Raw genomic sequence first — 17,211 nt, 5'->3', positions numbered from 1 at the left:
TGCCGGGACTCAGCGGAAGTCGCGCGAGCGGTGCCGGGCCTGCAGCGCCTGATCGGCGCTCGGAGCGACCTCGCCGAGCGGGGCGAGCCGGTCGGCGGCGAGGTTGGTGACGCCGTCGCTGCGCTCGAGGATGCCGCGGACCAGCATCGCCGAGGACGAGACCGCGATCTTGCGGTGACGCCGCCACAGCCCCTCCGTGCAGATGACGTTGAGCATCCCGGTCTCGTCCTCGAGGTTGAGGAACGTGACCCCGCCGGCGGTGCCGGGACGCTGCCGGTGGGTGACCAGCCCCGCGACAGTGACCCGGCGGCCGCCCTCGATCCCGGCCAGGTCCTTGATCGAGAGCACGCCGCTGCCGAACAGCTGGGCGCGCAGGTGCCCGAACGGGTGACCGTCGGGCGTCATCCCGGTCGCCCACAGGTCGGCCAGGGTCAGCTCGACCTCGTCGAGCTCGGGCAGCGGCGGCGCCTCGATCACCGGCGCCGTGCCGGGTAGCTGGTCGGCGGACTCGGTCCACCCCGCCACCCAGAGCGCCTCGCGGCGGCTCAGACCGTCCACGGCGCCGGCCGTGGCCAGCGCCTCCAGCTGCTCGCTGGTCAGCGCCGCACGCCGGGACAGGTCGGCCAGGTCGGCGAACGGCCGTTCGTCGCGCGCGGCGACGATCCGCGCGGCGGTCTCCTTGCCGATGCCGCGGACCGAGTCGAGCCCCAGCCGCACCGCGAACGCCGCGTCCCGCCGGTGGCCGGGCGTCGGGTCGGGCGTGCCCGGCACCCACTCGGTCCGGTCGGGATGGTCGCGGAGGCAGGCGTCGCTGGTCTCGATACGCCCTCGCCTGGCGGCTCGGGCTACTCGACCAGCGAGAGACTCGTAGCGAGCGCCAGCGAGAGACTCGTGGGTCGAGTAGCGAGCGCCAGCGAGCGTATCGAGACCATCGAGCGGTTCGAGGTCCGACATCGCTTTCGACCGGAGCAGGTCGGGCCGGCGTACCTCCACCCCGTGCCGGCGGGCGTCCTGGACCAGCGACTGCGGTGAGTAGAACCCCATCGGCTGCGCCCGCAGCAGCCCGGCCAGGAACGCGCCCGGGTAGTGCAGCTTGAACCACGAGCTGGCGTAGACGAGCTTCGCGAAGGACAGCGCGTGCGACTCGGCGAAGCCGAAGCTCGCGAAGGAGAGGATCTGGACGTACGTCGCGTGGGCGACGTCCTCCGGCATCCCCTTGTCCCGCATGCCGGTGACCAGGCGCTCCTTGAGCGACTCGATCCGCTCGACCCCCCGCTTGGAGCCCATGGCGCGGCGCAGCAGGTCGGCGTCGTCGACCGAGAAGTCGCCGAGCACCCGCCCCATCTCCATCAGCTGCTCCTGGAACAGCGGCACGCCGAGGGTCCGCTCGAGCACCGGGATGAGCAGGGGGTGGGCGTACTCCACCGGGTCGCGGCCGGTGGCCCGGCGGACGTAGGGATGCACCGCGCCACCCTGGATCGGGCCGGGCCTGATGAGCGCGATCTCGATGGCGAGGTCATAGAACGAGCGCGGCTGGAGCCGGGGCAGCGTCCCGATCTGCGCCCGCGACTCCACCTGGAAGACCCCGATGGAGTCGGCCCGGCAGAGCATGTCGTAGACGGCCGGCTCCTCCTTGGGGATGGTGGCCAGCTCCCAGTGCTCGCCGAGGCGCTCGTCGACGATCCGCATCAGGTGGTCGAGGGCGGCGAGCATCCCGAGCCCGAGCAGGTCGAACTTCACCAGCCCCATGAACTCGCAGGCGTCCTTGTCCCACTGCAGGACGGTCCGCTTCTCCATCCGCGCGCGCTCGATCGGGCAGACCTCGCCGATCGGCCGCTCGGTGAGGATCATCCCGCCGGAGTGGATGCCGAGGTGGCGCGGCGCCCCGTGGAACTCGCGGGCCAGCGCGAGCACCGGCTCGGGGATCCCCGCGTCATCCGGCGCCTCGACGGCGGTCCAGCTCGACACGTGCTTGGACCACGCGTCCTGCTGCCCCGGCGAGTGCCCGAGCGCCTTGGCGGCGTCACGCACCGCCATCTTGGGCCGGTAGCCGATGACGTTGGCGACCTGGGCGGCGTTGTGCCGGCCGTAGGTGTCGTAGACCCACTGGATCACCTCCTCGCGCCGGTCGGAGTCGAAGTCGACGTCGATGTCGGGCTCCTCCTCGCGGTGCTCGGAGATGAACCGCTCGAACGGCAGCCGGTAGAACACCGGGTCGATCGCGGTGATCCCGAGCGCGTAGCAGATGGCGCTGGCGGCCGCGCTCCCCCGGCCCTGGCAGAGGATCCCCTGGCTGCGCGCGAAGGCGACGATGTCGTGGACGATCACGAAGTAGCCGGGGAAGTTCTTGCGGATCACCACCTCGAGCTCGTGGTCCACGCGGGCTCGGGCACGCCGCACGAACTCCGGGTCGTCGGCGTACGCCGCGGCGTACCGCTCCGCGAAGCCCTCCTCGACCAGGTGCCGCAGCCAGCTGGCGGCGTCGTGCTCCGCGGGGATGCCGCGGCTGGGCAGCTCGGGCTTGGCGGTGCGCAGGTCGAAGGCGCACTCGTCGGCCAGGGTCACGCTGCGCGCCACCGCGCCCGGGTAGCGGGCGAACCGGGCCGCCATCTCGTCGCCGGTGCACAGGTGGGCGGCGCCGGCGGGCAGCCAGCCGGCCATCTCGGACAGGCTGCGCCGGGCACGGACCGCCGCCATCGCGTCGGCCAGCCGGTGTCGCTCCGGGGTGGCGTAGTGGACGTTGTTGGTCGCGACCGTCGGGAGGCCGGCGTCGGCGGCGAGCCGGGCGAGCAGGTCGTTGTGGGTCGAGTCGAGCGGCAGCCCGTGGTCGGTCAGCTCGACGGCGACGTTGTCGCGGCCGAACCGGTCCACCAGACCGGCCACGGCGTCGGCCGCTGCCCTCGGACCGTGGGCCAGCGCCTGGCGGACCGCGCCCTTGCGGCAGCCGGTGAGCACCAGCCAACTGCCCTCCGAGCGCTCGGCGAGCTCGTCGAGGTCGTAGACCGGCCGGCCCTTCTCGTCCCCGCGCAGCTGGGCGTCGGTGATCGCCGCGGCCAGCCGGTGGTAGCCGGCCACCCCGCGGGCGAGGACCAGCAGGTGGCTGCCCTCGGGGTCGGCGACGCCGAGCTGGGGACCGGTGAGGCCGAGGGAGAGCTCGGCGCCGTAGATCGTCCTGAGCCGCGCCTGTCCGCTCGTCGAGACCCGTGCCGCCTCCGCGAACAGCGGCGCACCGTAGAACCCGTCGTGGTCGGTGATCGCGAGCCCGTGCAGCCCCAGTCGGATCGCCTCCACGACCAGCTCGGCCGGTCCGCTCGCCCCGTCGAGGAAGCTGAACCCGGTGTGGCAGTGCAGCTCGGCGTACGGCGTCCCCGGCCGCTCCGGCGGCGCCACGTCGATCGAGGCGAGCCGCTTCTTGCGGGAGACGGGCGCGTCGTCGCTGCCCGGCTTGCCCGAGAGCCTGCGCTCGAGCTCCTTCCACGGGATGGCGGGGTTGTTCCAGCCCATCAGTCGTACGCCGCTTCCGTGACCCACCCGGCGAGCGCGTCGTCGAAGGTGACCAGCCAGGCGCGGCCGTCGGCGGTGACCAGCTGGAACCGGGCCACCCGGCGCCCCCCGCCGGACTCCCACCACAGCTCCTCGACCGGCCACGGGCCGGCCCAGGCGGCGACCGCCAACCAGCCCTCACCGGGGTCACAGTCGCCCGGCCGGAACCGGGCCGGAGGCGCGCTCACCGTGCCGCGCCGACCGACCACCACCGGCCGTCCCGCCGGGTCGACGACGACCGCTGGGCAGGGCTCGGCCAGCACCCGGGCGGGGTACGGCGGCGGGATGCTGCCCGGCCAGGGCAGCTCGCGCGGCCGCAGTGCCGTCGCGCGTGTCCCCCACGGCACCATCGCCTGCCGCTCCGCCGGTGACCGACCACCCTGGAGGACGGGCGCGACCACCGCCTCCGGCCCGAGCATCCCCTGCACCCGGGCGATGCCGCGCTCGACCCGGCTGTCGGTGCCGCCCCACAGCCCGTCGGCGTGCACCGACTCCGCGACGACCTGCTCGGGCACCAGCCGCACCCGGGTCACCGGCGCGTGGATCCCCCGCCCACTCGCGGGTCGAACCTGTCGAGACCCGACGAGCTGCCAGTGCAGCCGGTCGACGAGGTCGGTGGAGGTGAACCAGCGCGGGTGGAGCCAGCGTCGCTCGGAGGCGAGCTCGTGATCGGCGTCGACCTGGATGACGACGTCGGTGCAGACCAGCTGCCGCTCCGCCAGCTGGGCGACGAACAACTCGGCGGTGCGCCGCGTGCTGAAGCAGACCGCCTCGGCGTCGACCAGCGGCGGCTCGAAGTCGACGTGGACGGCGAGCTCCGGCGGCGGCGTCCGGGTGTCGAGCGGACGGGCGCCGCCGCCGTGCAGCACCCGGTGCACCCAGGCGGCCCGCTGTCCGAGCCGGCCCGTCACCGAGGACGACGGCAGACCGGCCAGGTCGCCGAGGGTGGTGAGCCCGAGCCGCCGGAGCAGGCCGACGGTCTCCGGCTCGTCGATCGCCTCGACCGGAAGGGGGCGCAGGAACGCGCCCGACTCCCCCGTCGGCACGACGACGCTCTCCTGCACCGGCGCGGTGCGGGCCGCCTGCTCGGCGGTGAAGAGCTCGTCGGCCACGCCGACCCGCACGTCGCGGATCCCGACGTCCACCACGCACTGGGCCAGGACCGCGCCGGCCTCGACCTCGCCGCCGTAGAACCGCCCGGGCGAGCGCAGCGCGACCAACCCCGGCCGCAGCGGCGCCACGCCGGGTCGCAGCTCCTCCAGTGCGGCCAGCACCTCCTCGAAGGCGTGGGCATCCCGGTCCGGATCGGCGTCGAGCACCGCCAGCTCCGGGCAGCGCGACTGGGCGTCGCGGCGCCGCATCCCCCGACGTACCCCGAACTCCCGTGCCGCCGCGTTGACCGCCTCCGCCCGGTTGGCGGCGAAGACGGCGGCCGGGAGGTGCCCCGGCAGGTCGCGCAGACGCAGGGCTGCCACCACCGGCCAGTCGGGGCACCACACCACCAGGACGCGGGGGCTCATCCCACGTCCCTGATCTCGGTGGCCCCCTCCTCCGTCGCCCGGAGGGCGAGGTCGGCGTCGGGGAACCAGAGGTCGGTACGCCGCGGCGGTGCCGTGCCGCGCTGGACGGCGACCGTCACCTGCCGGGCGCGCAGGTGCCCGGCGCCACGACCGGCACCCGACCAGCGGGGCGTCTCGACGGCGAGGCGTACGTCGGCCCGCGGCCACGGCCCCAGCGAGACGAGGGCCGCCTCGCGGGTGCGCAGGCGGGCCGCGAGCTTGCCGGCCTGGGCCTCGGTGACCCGTCCGGTCGGACGCACCACGACGATCGTGACGACGTCGACCAGGGCGGCGACCGCCTCCAGCCACAGCTCACCCGGATCGGGGACCAGCACCGTCCGGTCGAGCCGGACGCCGAGACCGGCGGCCGCCTCCACCCCGAAGTCGGGCATCCCGACCACGGCGCCCCACCCGCCGACGGCGGACGGGCCGGCCAGCAGCGCGAGAGCGAGTCCCGCGCCGCCGTGGTCGCGCGCGACCGAGTAGGTGCCACCCGCCCGCAGCTGCACGATGCCCGCGAGCGCGGGATGCGTGTCGAGCGGCCGGGCGGCCTCCCCCGGGCGACCCTGCAGCCGACTGATCCGCTCCCGCAGCCGGTCGATCTCGGCCAGCTTGTCGGGTCGGTCAGCGCTTCTCAGCAGGGTCGGTGATGCCACACCCCATCGTCGAACATTTGTTCGAACGATGCAAGATCTCGACAGGCTCGATCAGCGAACGGGACGGTCCCGCCCTCAGGCGTAGAACGCCGCCAGACGCTCCCGCTCGTTGGTCTCGACCACGTTGCGCTTCACCTTGAGCGACGGCGTCAGCTCGCCTGACTCGATGGTGAGGTCACGCTCGAGGATCTCCCACTTCTTGATGGTCTCCCACCGGTTGAGCTTGGTGTTGAGCTCGTCGACGTAGTCCTTGACCATCTCCCGAGCGGCCTCGGAGGTGACGATCTCGGCGTACGACTTCCCCGCCAGCCCGTTCTCGGCCGCCCAGTCGGTGATCGCGTCCGGGTCGAGCGAGACGAGCGCGACGGCGAAGTTCCGCTCCGCGCCGAAGACCAGGAACTGGCTCGCGTAGGGGCACAGCGCCTTGAACTTCGCCTCGATCTGCGACGGCGAGACGTACTTGCCGCCGGAGGTCTTGAACACGTCCTTGATCCGGCCGGTGATCGTCAGGTAGCCGTCGGCGTCGATCGAGCCCTTGTCGCCGGTGTGGAGCCAGCCGTCCTCGGTCAGCACCTGCGCGGTGGCCTCGGGGTTGTTGTGGTAGCCGGCCATCACGTGCGGCCCGCGGAGCAGCACCTCGTCGTTGTCGCCGATCATGATCTCGCTGCCCGGCAGCGCGGGACCGACGGTGCCGATCTTGTTGAGCTCGGGGTGGTTGACGGTCGCGCCGGCGGCGTTCTCGGTCATGCCGTAGCCCTCGAGGATGAGGATCCCCGCGGCGTTGAACCAGCCCGCGATGTCGGGGTTGAGCGCCGCCGAGCCGGAGATGAAGAACCGCACCCGGCCGCCGAAGCGGCTCCTGATCTTGCGGAACACCAGGATGTCGAAGAGCGTGTGCTGCAGCTGCAGCGAGAGCGGGATGTTCCGCTCGGCGGCGACGAGGGCGTCGTAGCGCTTGCCCACCGCGAACGCCCGGTCGAAGAGCTTCTTCTTCAGGCCGCCCTCGGACTCCATCATCGTGACGATCCGCGCGTGCGCCTTCTCGAAGATCCGGGGCGCCGCGCCCATGAACGTCGGCCGTACGACGGCCAGGTTGTCGACGATCTTGTCGACCCGACCGTCGATGGCCGTCGGGAAGCCGATCTCGAGCTGGACCGAGAGCAGCACCTTCCCGAAGACGTGGCTCATCGGCAGCCACAGGAACTGCAGGTCGTCCTCGTGGAGGATGTCCTGCACCTTGATCGTGGCGCCCTCGTAGACCCACGAGCGGTGCAGCAGGCGCACGCCCTTGGGTCGGCCGGTCGTCCCCGACGTGTAGACCAGCGTCGCGAGCTGGTCGGGGGCGATGCCCTTCGCCACCTGCTCGATGAGCCCCTCGTGGTCGCCGAGGAAGACGGCGCCGATCTCCTCGAGGTGCTCCAGCGTGATGACCCGGTCGCCGTCGGCCGTGCCGTCGAACGTGACGATCTTCACGAGGTCCGGCAGGTCGGCGTCCAAGAGCTTCGCGAGCTGGGCGTCGTCCTCGGCGAACACGACGCGGCACTGCGAGTCGCTGAGGATGTAGGCCGTGTCCTCGGCGTTCGTCGACGGGTAGACGGTCGTCGTGGCGGCGCCGGCGCACATCACGGCCAGGTCCGCCAGGATCCACTCGTAGCGGGTGCTCGCGGCGATGCCGACACGCTGCTCCGGCTCGATGCCGAGGCTGATGAGGCCCGCGGCCAGCTTGGTGACCCGCTCCCCGACCTCCCGCCAGTTGACGGAGTGCCAGTGGTCCTCGCCGTCCTCGGTGTGCGGGAAGAGGTAGGCCTCCCCCTCCGGCGTCGCGGCCACCCGCTCGAGGAACTGCACCGCCACGTTGGGCGGCATGTGGTCCAGGAAGCTGGTGTCGGTCGTGGGCGCTGTCATGTCAGAAACGATCCCCTTCAGGTTGACTGGGTCGCAGGAACCCTAGACGTCCGACCTACCCGGCGGTAGCCCCTCGGCGATCCGGGTCGCCTTCACCCGGACCTGCTCGACCAGTCCGTCGATCTGCAGCAGGCTCGGGAGCAGGGAGTGGTCGAGGGTGATCGCGCGGAACATCGTCGACACGGTGACGCCGTGGCCCTGCCGGTGCACGGTCTCGATCTCGTCGCCTGCGGCGACGTGGCCCTCCTCGAGCACCCGCAGGTAGGGGCCGGGGCGGCATGCCATCGTGAACCGCTTCACCCACCGCCGGTTGTCGTAGCCGGACTCCCCCATCCAGCCCTTGAAGTCGTTGCACGGGATGCGGACGGAGGCGACCTCGAACAGCGCGGTGCCGATGCGCCAGTGGTCCCCGACCTCGGCCTCGTTGACGTCGATGCCCTCGGTGGTGAGGTTCTCGCCGAACTGGCCGTCGCGGATCGTCCGCCCCAGCTCGCGACCCCAGTGGTCGAGGTCCTCGCGGGCGAACGCGTAGACCGCCTGGTCAGGGCCACCGTGGTGCTTGGTGTCGGAGACGACGTCGCCCACGAGCCCCCTCCGGTGTGCCAGCACCGGGCCGGTGACCGTGGCCTTGTCGATGGAGGTGTAGCCGAGCCCGGCCCATTGCTTGTCCTTCGGGCGGCCGACGTTGACGGCGCGGATCACTGGCACGGCGCACATCCTCGCATCCTCAGCCCTGCACCGCCTTGGCGATCGTCAACATCATCGTGACCCAGTCCCGGTCGGGCACCCGGTTCTCCAGCAGCTCCTCCTTGACGTTGACGACCATCCGGAGGACGACCCAGTCGCGGGCGCGATCCTCGTCGAGCCCCGCGGCGTCGACGAGGGCGAAGAAGCGGTCGCGGACCGCCTCTCGGACGCGCCCGGCGTAGTCGTCGAAGCGGTTCCACAGCATCGGTGCGACCTCGACGTGCGGGTCGCCCGACAGCGGCTTGGGGTCGATGGCCAGCCACTCGTGCCCGCCCCCGGCGCGGTCGGCGGCGAGGACGTTCTCGAAGTGCAGGTCGGTGTGGACGAGGGTGCCGTCGGTCGCCGGATCCGCCGCGAACGAGCGCGCGAGCGACCGCGCCTGCTCGACGAGCCGGCGCGGGACCGGCGCGCTCCGGTCGAGTGCGGCGAACTCGTCTGCCCACCGCGCCGCCTGGGAGGACAGCGTCAGCAGCTGGGGCGGCGCGGGCACGTGGAGCCTCGCATAGAGACTCCCGACGATCTCGCAGGCCTCGCGGTCCCACAGGTCGGTCAGGTCCTCCCGGCGTGCTCGCTCGAGCAGCAGCGCCCACCGGTGCGGGTCGGCCCGCAGCAGTCGTACGGCGCCGCGCCCGCCCCACCGCTGCAGCGCGAGCGCCTCGTGCTCGGCCTCCCAGTGCGGCCAGCCGACCTTGAGCACGGCCGCCTCGCCGGTCGCCGTGCGCACCGGCAGGACGAGCGCCGTGTTGCCGTGCGTCGCCTCGCCGTCGGGCGTGAGCTCCCACTCCGCCAGGAGGTCCCGTACGACGCCCGGCAGCCGGTCGAGCCAGGCGGCCCAGTCCGGTCCTCGGTCGGCGTACGCCTGCAGGCCGGACGGGATCACGGCTCGACCCTAGCCGCGGCGACCGTTATCGCCGTTGACGCCCCGGGAGCCCCGGTGGAAGGTGACGGCATGTCATTCCCGCCGTTCCTGCCCTACCCACCGCCGCGCTACGACGGCACCGACGGCGAGGTCTCCGCCACCCTGCGCCGGGCGGACGCCAAGCCGGACCTCGAGTACCCGAACGGCGTCACGGTCGACTACCTCGCGACCGGGGCGTCCACGGACGGCGACTACGGGCTCTACCGGTGGAGCTTCGGCCCCGAGGAGACCGGGCCGGGCCCACACTTCCACCGGGCGGTCGCCGAGTCGTTCTACGTCCTGACCGGGCAGGTCCGCATCTACAACGGCGACGAGTGGGTCACGACCGGACCCGGCGACTTCGTCCACGTCCCCGCGGGCGGCCTGCACGGCTTCCGCAACGTCCCGGGCGAGCCGGCCTCCATGCTGCTGCACTTCACGCCGGGCGCTCCCCGCGAGGGCTACTTCGAGGGCCTGCTCGCGCTCCGCGATGGGTTCCGGCCGAGCGAGGACGAGCTCGCCGAGTTCTACCGGCACCACGACAACTACTGGGTCTGACCGGCCCCGCTAGGCCTGGACGGGCTGCTCGATCCGCGGCGGCGCGACGTCGAGCAGCTGAGCCAGCAGGTCGTGGTCACCCGTGACCGTCACGAGGTCGAGGCACCGATCGACGAACAGCGAGTAGATGCCTTGCGCGTCACCCTCGACCACGACCTGCGGGTCGTCGATCGGGCCGTCGACGACCTCGCCGTCGACCAGCGACGCGACCTCGTTGCCGACCCGGAACTCGAAGCGTCCCGGCGGCGCGAGCGACGCGATGACCGTGTCCATGGCGTTGCCGAGCCAGCCGTCGAAGAGCTCCTCCTGCACGGAGGGCGGGCCGAGCGAGCGAGCACCCCAGAGGGCCAGCTCCCGCATGGCCGGACGGAGCCCACGGCCGTAGTCGGTCAGCTCGTAGACCTTCGACGCCGCCGGTGGCGGCAGCACGCGACGGGCGACGATGCCGTTGCCCTCGAGATCGCGCAGCCTCGTGGCCAGGATGTTGGTGCCGATGCCCGGCAGCCGGTCGACCAGGTCCGTGTAGCGCTTCGCGCCGTGCATGAGCTCCCGGATCACCAGGAGGGCCCAACGGTCCCCCACGAGATCCAGCGCATGAGCCATCGGGCAGTACTGCTCGTAACGCTTGGGCATGTCTCAAATGCTAGCACTCACTTACGAAACGAAATAATTGACTTGCACTTATGAAGTGATGACTCCTACGGTCGAGAGCATGACTTCAGAAATGCAAGCAACGCGAGCGGGGGCAGCCGACACCCGCAGATGGCTCGCCCTCGCGCTTCTGTGCCTCGTCCAGTTCATGGTCGTGCTCGACATCGCGATCGTGAACGTCGCGCTCCCCTCCATCCAGGTCGACCTCGGGTTCGCCCAGGCCGACCTGCAGTGGGTGATCAGCGCCTATGCCCTCGTCTTCGGCGGGTTCCTGCTCCTCGGCGGTCGCACCGCCGACATGGTGGGTCGTCGCCGGGTCTTCCTCATCGGCGTCGTCGTGTTCACGGTCGCCTCGCTCATGTCGGGCCTGGCCTGGTCCGAGCCGTCGCTCATCGGCGCCCGCGCCTTCCAGGGTCTCGGCGCGGCGATCATCACGCCGGCCGCCCTCTCCATCCTCTCGACGACCTTCGCCGAGGGCAAGGAGCGCAACATCGCGCTCGGCGCCTGGGGCGCGGTCGGCGGCTTCGGCGCCGTCGCCGGCGTCCTGCTCGGCGGCGTCCTCACCGACGCCCTGAGCTGGGAGTGGATCTTCTTCGTCAACGTCCCGGTCGGCATCATCGGACTGGTCCTGGCCCCGTTCCTCCTGAACGAGAGCCGTGACGCCCAGGTCTCGAGCTTCGACGTGCCGGGAGCCGTCCTCGTCACCGGCGGGCTCTCGTCGGCGGTCTACGCCATCACGCAGGCCGGCGAGAAGGGCTGGCTCTCCGCGCAGACCTTGGGCGTCCTCGGTGGGGCGCTCGTGCTCCTCGCCGCCTTCGTCGTCTGGGAGCTGCGCCACCCGGAGCCGCTGATGCGCTTCGGGATCCTCCAGACCCGCACCGTGAGCGGCGCGAACGTCGCCGGCTTCATCATGGGCACCGCGCTGTTCTCGATGTTCCTGATGCTCACGCTCTACATGCAGCAGGTGCTGGGCTACTCGCCGATGAAGACCGGAGTCGCCTACCTCGCGGTCGCCGGCACGGCCATCGTCTGGTCGGCCGTGGCAGGCCAGCTGGTGACGCGCATCGGCGTGAAGCCGGTGCTGGTGGTCGGCATGGCGATGCTGACGGCTGGCCTCGTCTACTTCACGCAGGTCTCGGTCGGCGGCAGCTATGTCAGCGACCTGCTGCCGGGCTTCCTCATCATCGGCGTCGGCATCGGGTTCTCCTTCGTCCCGATCTCGATCGCAGCGCTGGCTGGGGTGCGGCCGGCCGAGGCCGGGCTGGCCTCGGGCCTGATCAACACCTCGCAGCAGATCGGCGGGGCGCTGGGCATCGCGGCGCTCTCCTCGATCGCCACGTCCCGCACCCAGGACGCGGTCACCGGCGGCTCCGCCCTCCCGGTCGCGCTGGTGGACGGGTTCCAGTCGGCGTTCATCGCCGGCGCGATCATCGCCGCCCTCGGCGTGGTCGCCGCGCTGACCCTCATCCGCCGCAACGAGCTGGAGGCCGAGACGGTCCCCGAGCTCGAGCACGAGGTCCCCGCGGTGGAGGCCGCCTGACCGACCCACGTGTGGAGCCCCCGGAACCACACCGGCTCCGGGGGCTCGACTACGGGGTCCGGATCCAGTGGTCCGGCGGTACGTCGGGCTTGCCGGGCACCGGCTCCGTGGTCTCGGTCCACGCCGAACCCGAGACGTCGGTCGCCACCGCACGCCAGAACGACACGGCGGCGAGGTTGTCGTGCTGGAACGGGATCGCCCACGGCCCGGGGTGGCGACCGATCACGTCGAGCGCGAACCTCCGGCCGAGCCCCCCGCGCCGAGCGGCCGGCACGACGAAGAACGCCTGCATCGCGCGCTCCTCGGCGTCGAGGCCGCGCACGAGCGCGAACCCGACCGGCGCGTCCTCACCGGTGTTGGGGTGCGGCGCCCAGGCCAGGTAGCCGCAGCGGTCCGGCGCGGGGTACTCGTCGAGCCACTCGTGCCGGTAGCGCCCGTCGGCGTACGGGAACCCGTTGACGACCGGCGCGAGGTCGTGCCGGAAGTCCTGCCACAGCCACGCCACGATCGGCCACTGGTCGTCGGTGACCGGCCGGACGGCGACGGTCACTTCTTGGGCTTGTCGCCGGAAGGCTGGGTGGTGGACAGCGCGGCGACGAAGGCCTCCTGGGGGACCTCGACGCGGCCGACCATCTTCATCCGCTTCTTGCCCTCCTTCTGCTTCTCCAGCAGCTTGCGCTTGCGGGTGATGTCACCGCCGTAGCACTTGGCGAGCACGTCCTTGCGGATCGCCCGGATCGTCTCGCGGGCGATCACCCGGGCGCCGATGGCGGCCTGGATCGGGACCTCGAACTGCTGGCGCGGGATGAGATCCTTGAGCTTGCCGGCCATCATCACGCCGTAGGCGTAGGCGGCGTCGCGGTGGATGATCGCCGAGAACGCGTCCACCGGCTCGCCCTGCAGCAGGATGTCGACCTTGACCAGGTCGGCGGCCTGCTCGCCGGAGCGCTCGTAGTTGAGCGAGGCGTAGCCCTTGGTCTTGGACTTGAGCTGGTCGAAGAAGTCGAACGCGATCTCGCCCATCGGCAGCGTGTAGCGCATCTCGACCCGGTCCTCGGAGAGGTAGTCCATGCCGAGCAGCGTGCCGCGCTTGGTCTGGCACAGCTCCATGATCGTGCCGATGTAGTCGGAGGGCGAGAGGATCGTCGCGTTGACGACCGGCTCGCGGACCTCGGCGATCTTGCCCTCGGGGTACTCGCTCGGGTTGGTCACCGTGAACTCCGAGCCGTCGTCCATGATCACGTCGTAGACCACGTTGGGCGCGGTCGAGATCAGGTCGAGGTTGAACTCGCGCTCCAGCCGGTCCCGGGTGATCTCCATGTGGAGCAGGCCGAGGAAGCCGCAGCGGAAGCCGAACCCGAGCGCGCCGGACGTCTCCGGCTCGAAGGTGAGGGAGGCGTCGTTGAGCTGGAGCCGCTCGAGGGCGTCGCGCAGGTCGGGGTACTGGTCGCCGTCGATCGGGTAGAGCCCGGCGTACACCATCGGGTTGGGGTGCTGGTAGCCGCCGAGCGGCTCCGTCGCGGACCCGTGCTGCATGGTGACGGTGTCACCGACCCGGGACTGGCGGACGTCCTTCACGCCGGTGATCAGGTAGCCGACCTCGCCGACGCCGATGTCGCCGGAGGGGACCTGCTCGGGGCTGATCACGCCGAGCTCGAGCAGCTCGTGGGTGGCACCGGTGCTCATCATCTTGATGCGGTCGCGGTGGGTGAGCTTGCCGTCGACGACACGCACATAGGTGACCACGCCGCGGTAGGTGTCGTAGACGGAGTCGAAGATGAGCGCGCGGGCCGGCGCGTCGGCGTTGCCCACCGGGCCCGGCGTCTGCTTCACGATCTCGTTGAGGAGGTCCTCCACGCCGAGGCCGGTCTTGGCGCTGACGCGCAGCACCTCCTCCGGCTCGCAGCCGACGAGGTTGGCCAGCTCGAGGGCGTACTTCTCGACGTTGGCGCTGGGGAGGTCGATCTTGTTGAGCACCGGGATGATGTGCAGGTCGGCGCCCATCGCCAGGTAGAGGTTGGCGAGCGTCTGCGCCTCGATGCCCTGGGCAGCGTCGACCAGCAGGATCGCGGCCTCGCACGCCTGCAGCGACCGCGAGACCTCGTAGGTGAAGTCGACGTGACCGGGGGTGTCGATCATGTTGAGGACGAACGTGTTACCCGTGTCCTCGCCTTCGGTCACGGTCCACGGCATCCGGACGGCCTGGCTCTTGATCGTGATGCCGCGCTCGCGCTCGATGTCCATCCGGTCGAGGTACTGGGCGCGCGCACTGCGCTCGTCGACGACGCCGGTCAGCTGGAGCATGCGGTCGGCGAGGGTCGACTTGCCGTGGTCGATGTGCGCGATGATGCAGAAGTTGCGGATGATCGCGGGATCGGTGTGGCCGGGCTTCGGAGCGGTCATGATGCCGTCCATTGTCGCCGCCGCTGGTTGACCTTGTCGAAACCGCTAGTACTGGTGGAACCAGAGGGACAGGTACGTCGACCCGCCGGGGCAGGTGACATCGCGGTCCCGACGGTGCTCGACCCACTGGGTGAGGACCGCCGAGCCACCCTGGAACATCCGCTGCGGCCCGCACCTGCGCAGTGCCTCCGCGCGCGAGGTCTCCCCCGCCGCCCGCCACTCCGGAAGGCCGAGCCGCAGGTCGCCGACGACCCGCTGCCACAGCACGGTCGTCGAGTAGACGCCCACGGTGAGTCCCTGGTCGACGTACGCCTTGGCGGCGCCGCGCACGACGGCCGAGTTCTTCTCGGCGTCCCCTGGGTGGCCCTCCGGCCACTCGAACCCGGTGATCGGCTCCACGTCGAGCCAGACCGCCGGCACGTCGAGCCCGACGCCCTGCATGGTCCGGATGTTGAAGAGCGCCTCCTGGTAGCCGATGTTGGCCAGCCGGCCGAGCGTGCTGCGACCCTCGAAGGGCCCCTGGTCGCCGAACTCGGCGAAGTGCCGCTTCTCCGGATAGCTGATGACCGAGTAGGCGCCCACCAGGAGATGCCGCTGCCGCGCCCAGGCGAGCTGGTCGGCCAGGCAGGGGTTCGGGTAGAAGCCGGGACCGTTGGTGAGCCCGAGCACCACGAAGCGGGCCGAGGCGAGCGGCATGGGTGCGCCCTCCGAGCGCTTCTTCGGGATGCCCATCCCCTTCGGACACTGCGGCCAGCTGGCGTCGGCGCCCTCGACCGGGCCCTGCGGGGCCGGGGTCGGCAGGTCCGGGACGGTGATGGTCGGGGTGGCCGGCACGGTCGGCGTGACGGGGCTCGTCGGGGGCGGGGACGCCGGGGCACCGGGGCTCGTCGACGTGACGGTCGCGGTCGCCGCGGGCGTGGCCGCCGGGTCGGGCGGGTCGGTCGACGCCGCGGGCGTCGGACCGCCTCCGCATGCGCCGAGCACCGGCGCGGCGGCCAGCACCGCCGCCAGCACCGCGGGCAGCGCTCTCACTCGTCCCCCTGCCGTCCCTCGATCGGAGCCGGGATCGCCCGATCCTCCCACGTCGTTGGGGAGACGTTCCTCTGGGCAACACCGGGAGTTGTCCGGTCGGGAGCAGGTTGTCCTCCATGACCTCTCTCAACCGCCGCTCGCTGCTCCGGGGCTCGGCAGCAGTCGGAGCAGGGCTTCCACTCGGGACCCTCCTCACTTCCCCCGCCCTCGCCCACGGTGCGCCCTCCCTCGTCCGCGCCGGGCGCCCTGTGCTCACCCACGGCGTCCAGGCCGGGGACGCCGTCTCGGGCTCCGTCACCCTGTGGTCGCGGGCCGACCGTCCCGCCCGCCTGGTCGCCGAGATCTCCCGAGATCCCTCGTTCCGCCGCGCGCGGACGGTGCCCGGCCCGGTCGTCGGCCCCGAGACCGACTTCACCGGGCAGTGGCAGGTCCGCGGCCTGCCGTCATCGGCCGATCTGTTCTACCGGGTCCGGGCCGTCCCGCAGCACGACCACGACCGGGCCAGCGACCCGGTCGTCGGCCGCTTCCGCAGCGGCGCCACCGGCCGCGACGACATCCGCTTCCTCTGGTCCGGCGACATCGCCGGCCAGGGCTGGGGCGTCAACCCCGACCTCGGTGGCTTCCGGATCGCCGACGCCATGCGGCGCGCGAACGCCGACTTCTTCCTCTGCTCCGGCGACAACTGCTACGCCGACGGTCCCGTGCAGGAGACCGTGGTGCTGCCCGACGGCCGGGTCTGGCGCAACCTCGTGACGGAGGAGAAGACCGCCGTCGCGCAGACGCTCGACCAGTACCGCGGGCAGTACAAGTACAACCTGCTCGCCGACAACTGGCGGGCGTTCCTCGGCGAGACCGCGCAGATCACCCAGTGGGACGACCACGAGGTGCTCAACAACTGGTACCCCGGCGAGATCCTGGAAGGCCGGGCCGGCTTCGCGGACGGAACGCGGGTCGACGTACTCGCTGCACGGGCCCGGCAGGCCTTCCACGAGTACGTCCCGGTGTCCCCCACCTCGCCGGACCGCCTCGGCCGGGTCTACCGCAAGCTCTCCTACGGGCCGCTGCTCGACGTGTTCGTCCTCGACATGCGGACCCACAAGGACCCGAACACGACCGACCGGGAGACCGTGGCCGACGGCGGTCTGCTCGGGAAGGAGCAGACCGCGTGGCTGCTGCGCGAGCTCGGCCGGTCGAAGGCGACGTGGAAGGTGATCGCCAACGACCTGCCGCTCGGCCTGGTGGTCCCGGACGGCACCAACCAGGAGTCCGCGTCGCAGGGCGACCCGGGTGCCCCGCTCGGCCGCGAGCTGGACATCGCCCCGGTGCTGACGGCGATCAAGCGGATGGGCATCCGCAACCACGTGTGGCTCACCGCCGACGTGCACTACACGGCCGCCCACCACTACTCGCCCGACCGGGCGGCCTACCAGGACTTCGACCCGTTCTGGGAGTTCGTGTCCGGTCCGCTCAACGCCGGCGCGTTCGGGCCGAACGCGCTCGACGCGACGTTCGGGCCGCAGGCCGTCTTCACCGCCGTGCCGCCACGCGCCTCGGCCTCGCCGCTGGAGGGCTACCAGTTCTTCGGCCAGGTCGACATCGACGCCCGCACCCAACAGCTGACGGTCAGGCTCAACGACGTGGACGGCAAGACGCTGTTCAGCAAGACGCTGGACCCGGCCGCCCGCTGAGCACCCGGGTGGGACGCTGACCGGATTCCGG

General features: G+C 71.7%; 13 protein-coding genes. 3 read left to right on the top strand and 10 right to left on the bottom strand.

Annotation, left to right across the window (positions count from 1 at the left end):
• Positions 1–9: 9 nt before the first annotated feature.
• The 6 genes from QDS12_RS15125 to QDS12_RS15100 form a co-directional block, all read right to left on the bottom strand.
• Positions 10–3,504 (bottom strand): error-prone DNA polymerase, encoded by a 3,495-nt coding sequence (locus QDS12_RS15125; RefSeq protein WP_279880458.1) that lies wholly within the window; start codon positions 3,502–3,504, stop codon positions 10–12.
• The gene (locus tag QDS12_RS15120; RefSeq protein WP_279880229.1) at positions 3,504–5,063 is read right to left on the bottom strand and encodes a DNA polymerase Y family protein; all 1,560 of its coding nucleotides are present in this window, start codon (positions 5,061–5,063) and stop codon (positions 3,504–3,506) included. Before QDS12_RS15120 ends, QDS12_RS15125 begins: the two co-directional genes overlap by 1 nt.
• Positions 5,060–5,758, bottom strand: a complete 699-nt coding sequence (locus QDS12_RS15115) for a hypothetical protein (protein WP_279880227.1) — start codon at positions 5,756–5,758, stop codon at positions 5,060–5,062. Before QDS12_RS15115 ends, QDS12_RS15120 begins: the two co-directional genes overlap by 4 nt.
• Before the next feature lie 75 nt (positions 5,759–5,833).
• Entirely contained in the window at positions 5,834–7,663 is a 1,830-nt protein-coding gene (locus QDS12_RS15110) for an AMP-dependent synthetase/ligase (protein WP_279880224.1), read from the bottom strand.
• 42 nt (positions 7,664–7,705) lie between these two features.
• Positions 7,706–8,380, bottom strand: a complete 675-nt coding sequence (locus QDS12_RS15105; protein WP_279880222.1) for an MOSC domain-containing protein — start codon at positions 8,378–8,380, stop codon at positions 7,706–7,708.
• A 10-nt stretch (positions 8,381–8,390) separates the two neighbouring features.
• Positions 8,391–9,290, bottom strand: coding sequence for an aminoglycoside phosphotransferase family protein (locus tag QDS12_RS15100; protein WP_279880220.1), 900 nt, complete (start codon positions 9,288–9,290; stop codon positions 8,391–8,393).
• A gap of 69 nt (positions 9,291–9,359) precedes the next feature.
• Here QDS12_RS15100 and QDS12_RS15095 point away from each other — a divergent pair, with 69 nt between their 5' ends.
• On the top strand, positions 9,360–9,866 hold the full coding sequence (locus QDS12_RS15095) for a cupin domain-containing protein (RefSeq protein ID WP_279880218.1): 507 nt from the start codon (positions 9,360–9,362) through the stop codon (positions 9,864–9,866).
• Between the two features lie 9 nt (positions 9,867–9,875).
• Here QDS12_RS15095 and QDS12_RS15090 read toward each other — a convergent pair whose 3' ends face one another.
• Positions 9,876–10,499: a helix-turn-helix domain-containing protein gene (locus QDS12_RS15090; protein WP_279880217.1), complete on the bottom strand. Its 624-nt coding sequence runs from the start codon at positions 10,497–10,499 to the stop codon at positions 9,876–9,878.
• 91 nt (positions 10,500–10,590) lie between these two features.
• On the opposite strand from QDS12_RS15090, the gene QDS12_RS15085 reads away from it, so the two are divergent.
• Positions 10,591–12,057, top strand: coding sequence for an MFS transporter (locus QDS12_RS15085; protein ID WP_279880215.1), 1,467 nt, complete (start codon positions 10,591–10,593; stop codon positions 12,055–12,057).
• Positions 12,058–12,106: 49 nt separating this feature from the next.
• Here QDS12_RS15085 and QDS12_RS15080 read toward each other — a convergent pair whose 3' ends face one another.
• From QDS12_RS15080 to QDS12_RS15070, 3 genes are read right to left on the bottom strand one after another with little or no spacing between them, the layout of a single operon-like run.
• Positions 12,107–12,607, bottom strand: a complete 501-nt coding sequence (locus QDS12_RS15080; RefSeq protein WP_279880213.1) for a GNAT family N-acetyltransferase — start codon at positions 12,605–12,607, stop codon at positions 12,107–12,109.
• The gene (lepA, locus tag QDS12_RS15075) at positions 12,604–14,460 is read right to left on the bottom strand and encodes a translation elongation factor 4 (RefSeq protein ID WP_279880211.1); all 1,857 of its coding nucleotides are present in this window, start codon (positions 14,458–14,460) and stop codon (positions 12,604–12,606) included. The genes QDS12_RS15080 and lepA overlap by 4 nt, the downstream gene beginning before the upstream one ends.
• A gap of 45 nt (positions 14,461–14,505) precedes the next feature.
• Positions 14,506–15,492: a hypothetical protein gene (locus tag QDS12_RS15070; RefSeq protein WP_279880209.1), complete on the bottom strand. Its 987-nt coding sequence runs from the start codon at positions 15,490–15,492 to the stop codon at positions 14,506–14,508.
• A gap of 116 nt (positions 15,493–15,608) precedes the next feature.
• On the opposite strand from QDS12_RS15070, the gene QDS12_RS15065 reads away from it, so the two are divergent.
• Entirely contained in the window at positions 15,609–17,180 is a 1,572-nt protein-coding gene (locus tag QDS12_RS15065; protein ID WP_279880207.1) for an alkaline phosphatase D family protein, read from the top strand.
• The last annotated feature ends 31 nt before the right edge of the window (positions 17,181–17,211 follow it).

Origin of the sequence: Nocardioides sp. CER19 (genome assembly GCF_029846275.1) — a bacterium.
Lineage (GTDB): Bacteria > Actinomycetota > Actinomycetes > Propionibacteriales > Nocardioidaceae > Nocardioides.
This window is presented reverse-complemented; position numbering and strand designations above follow the sequence as displayed.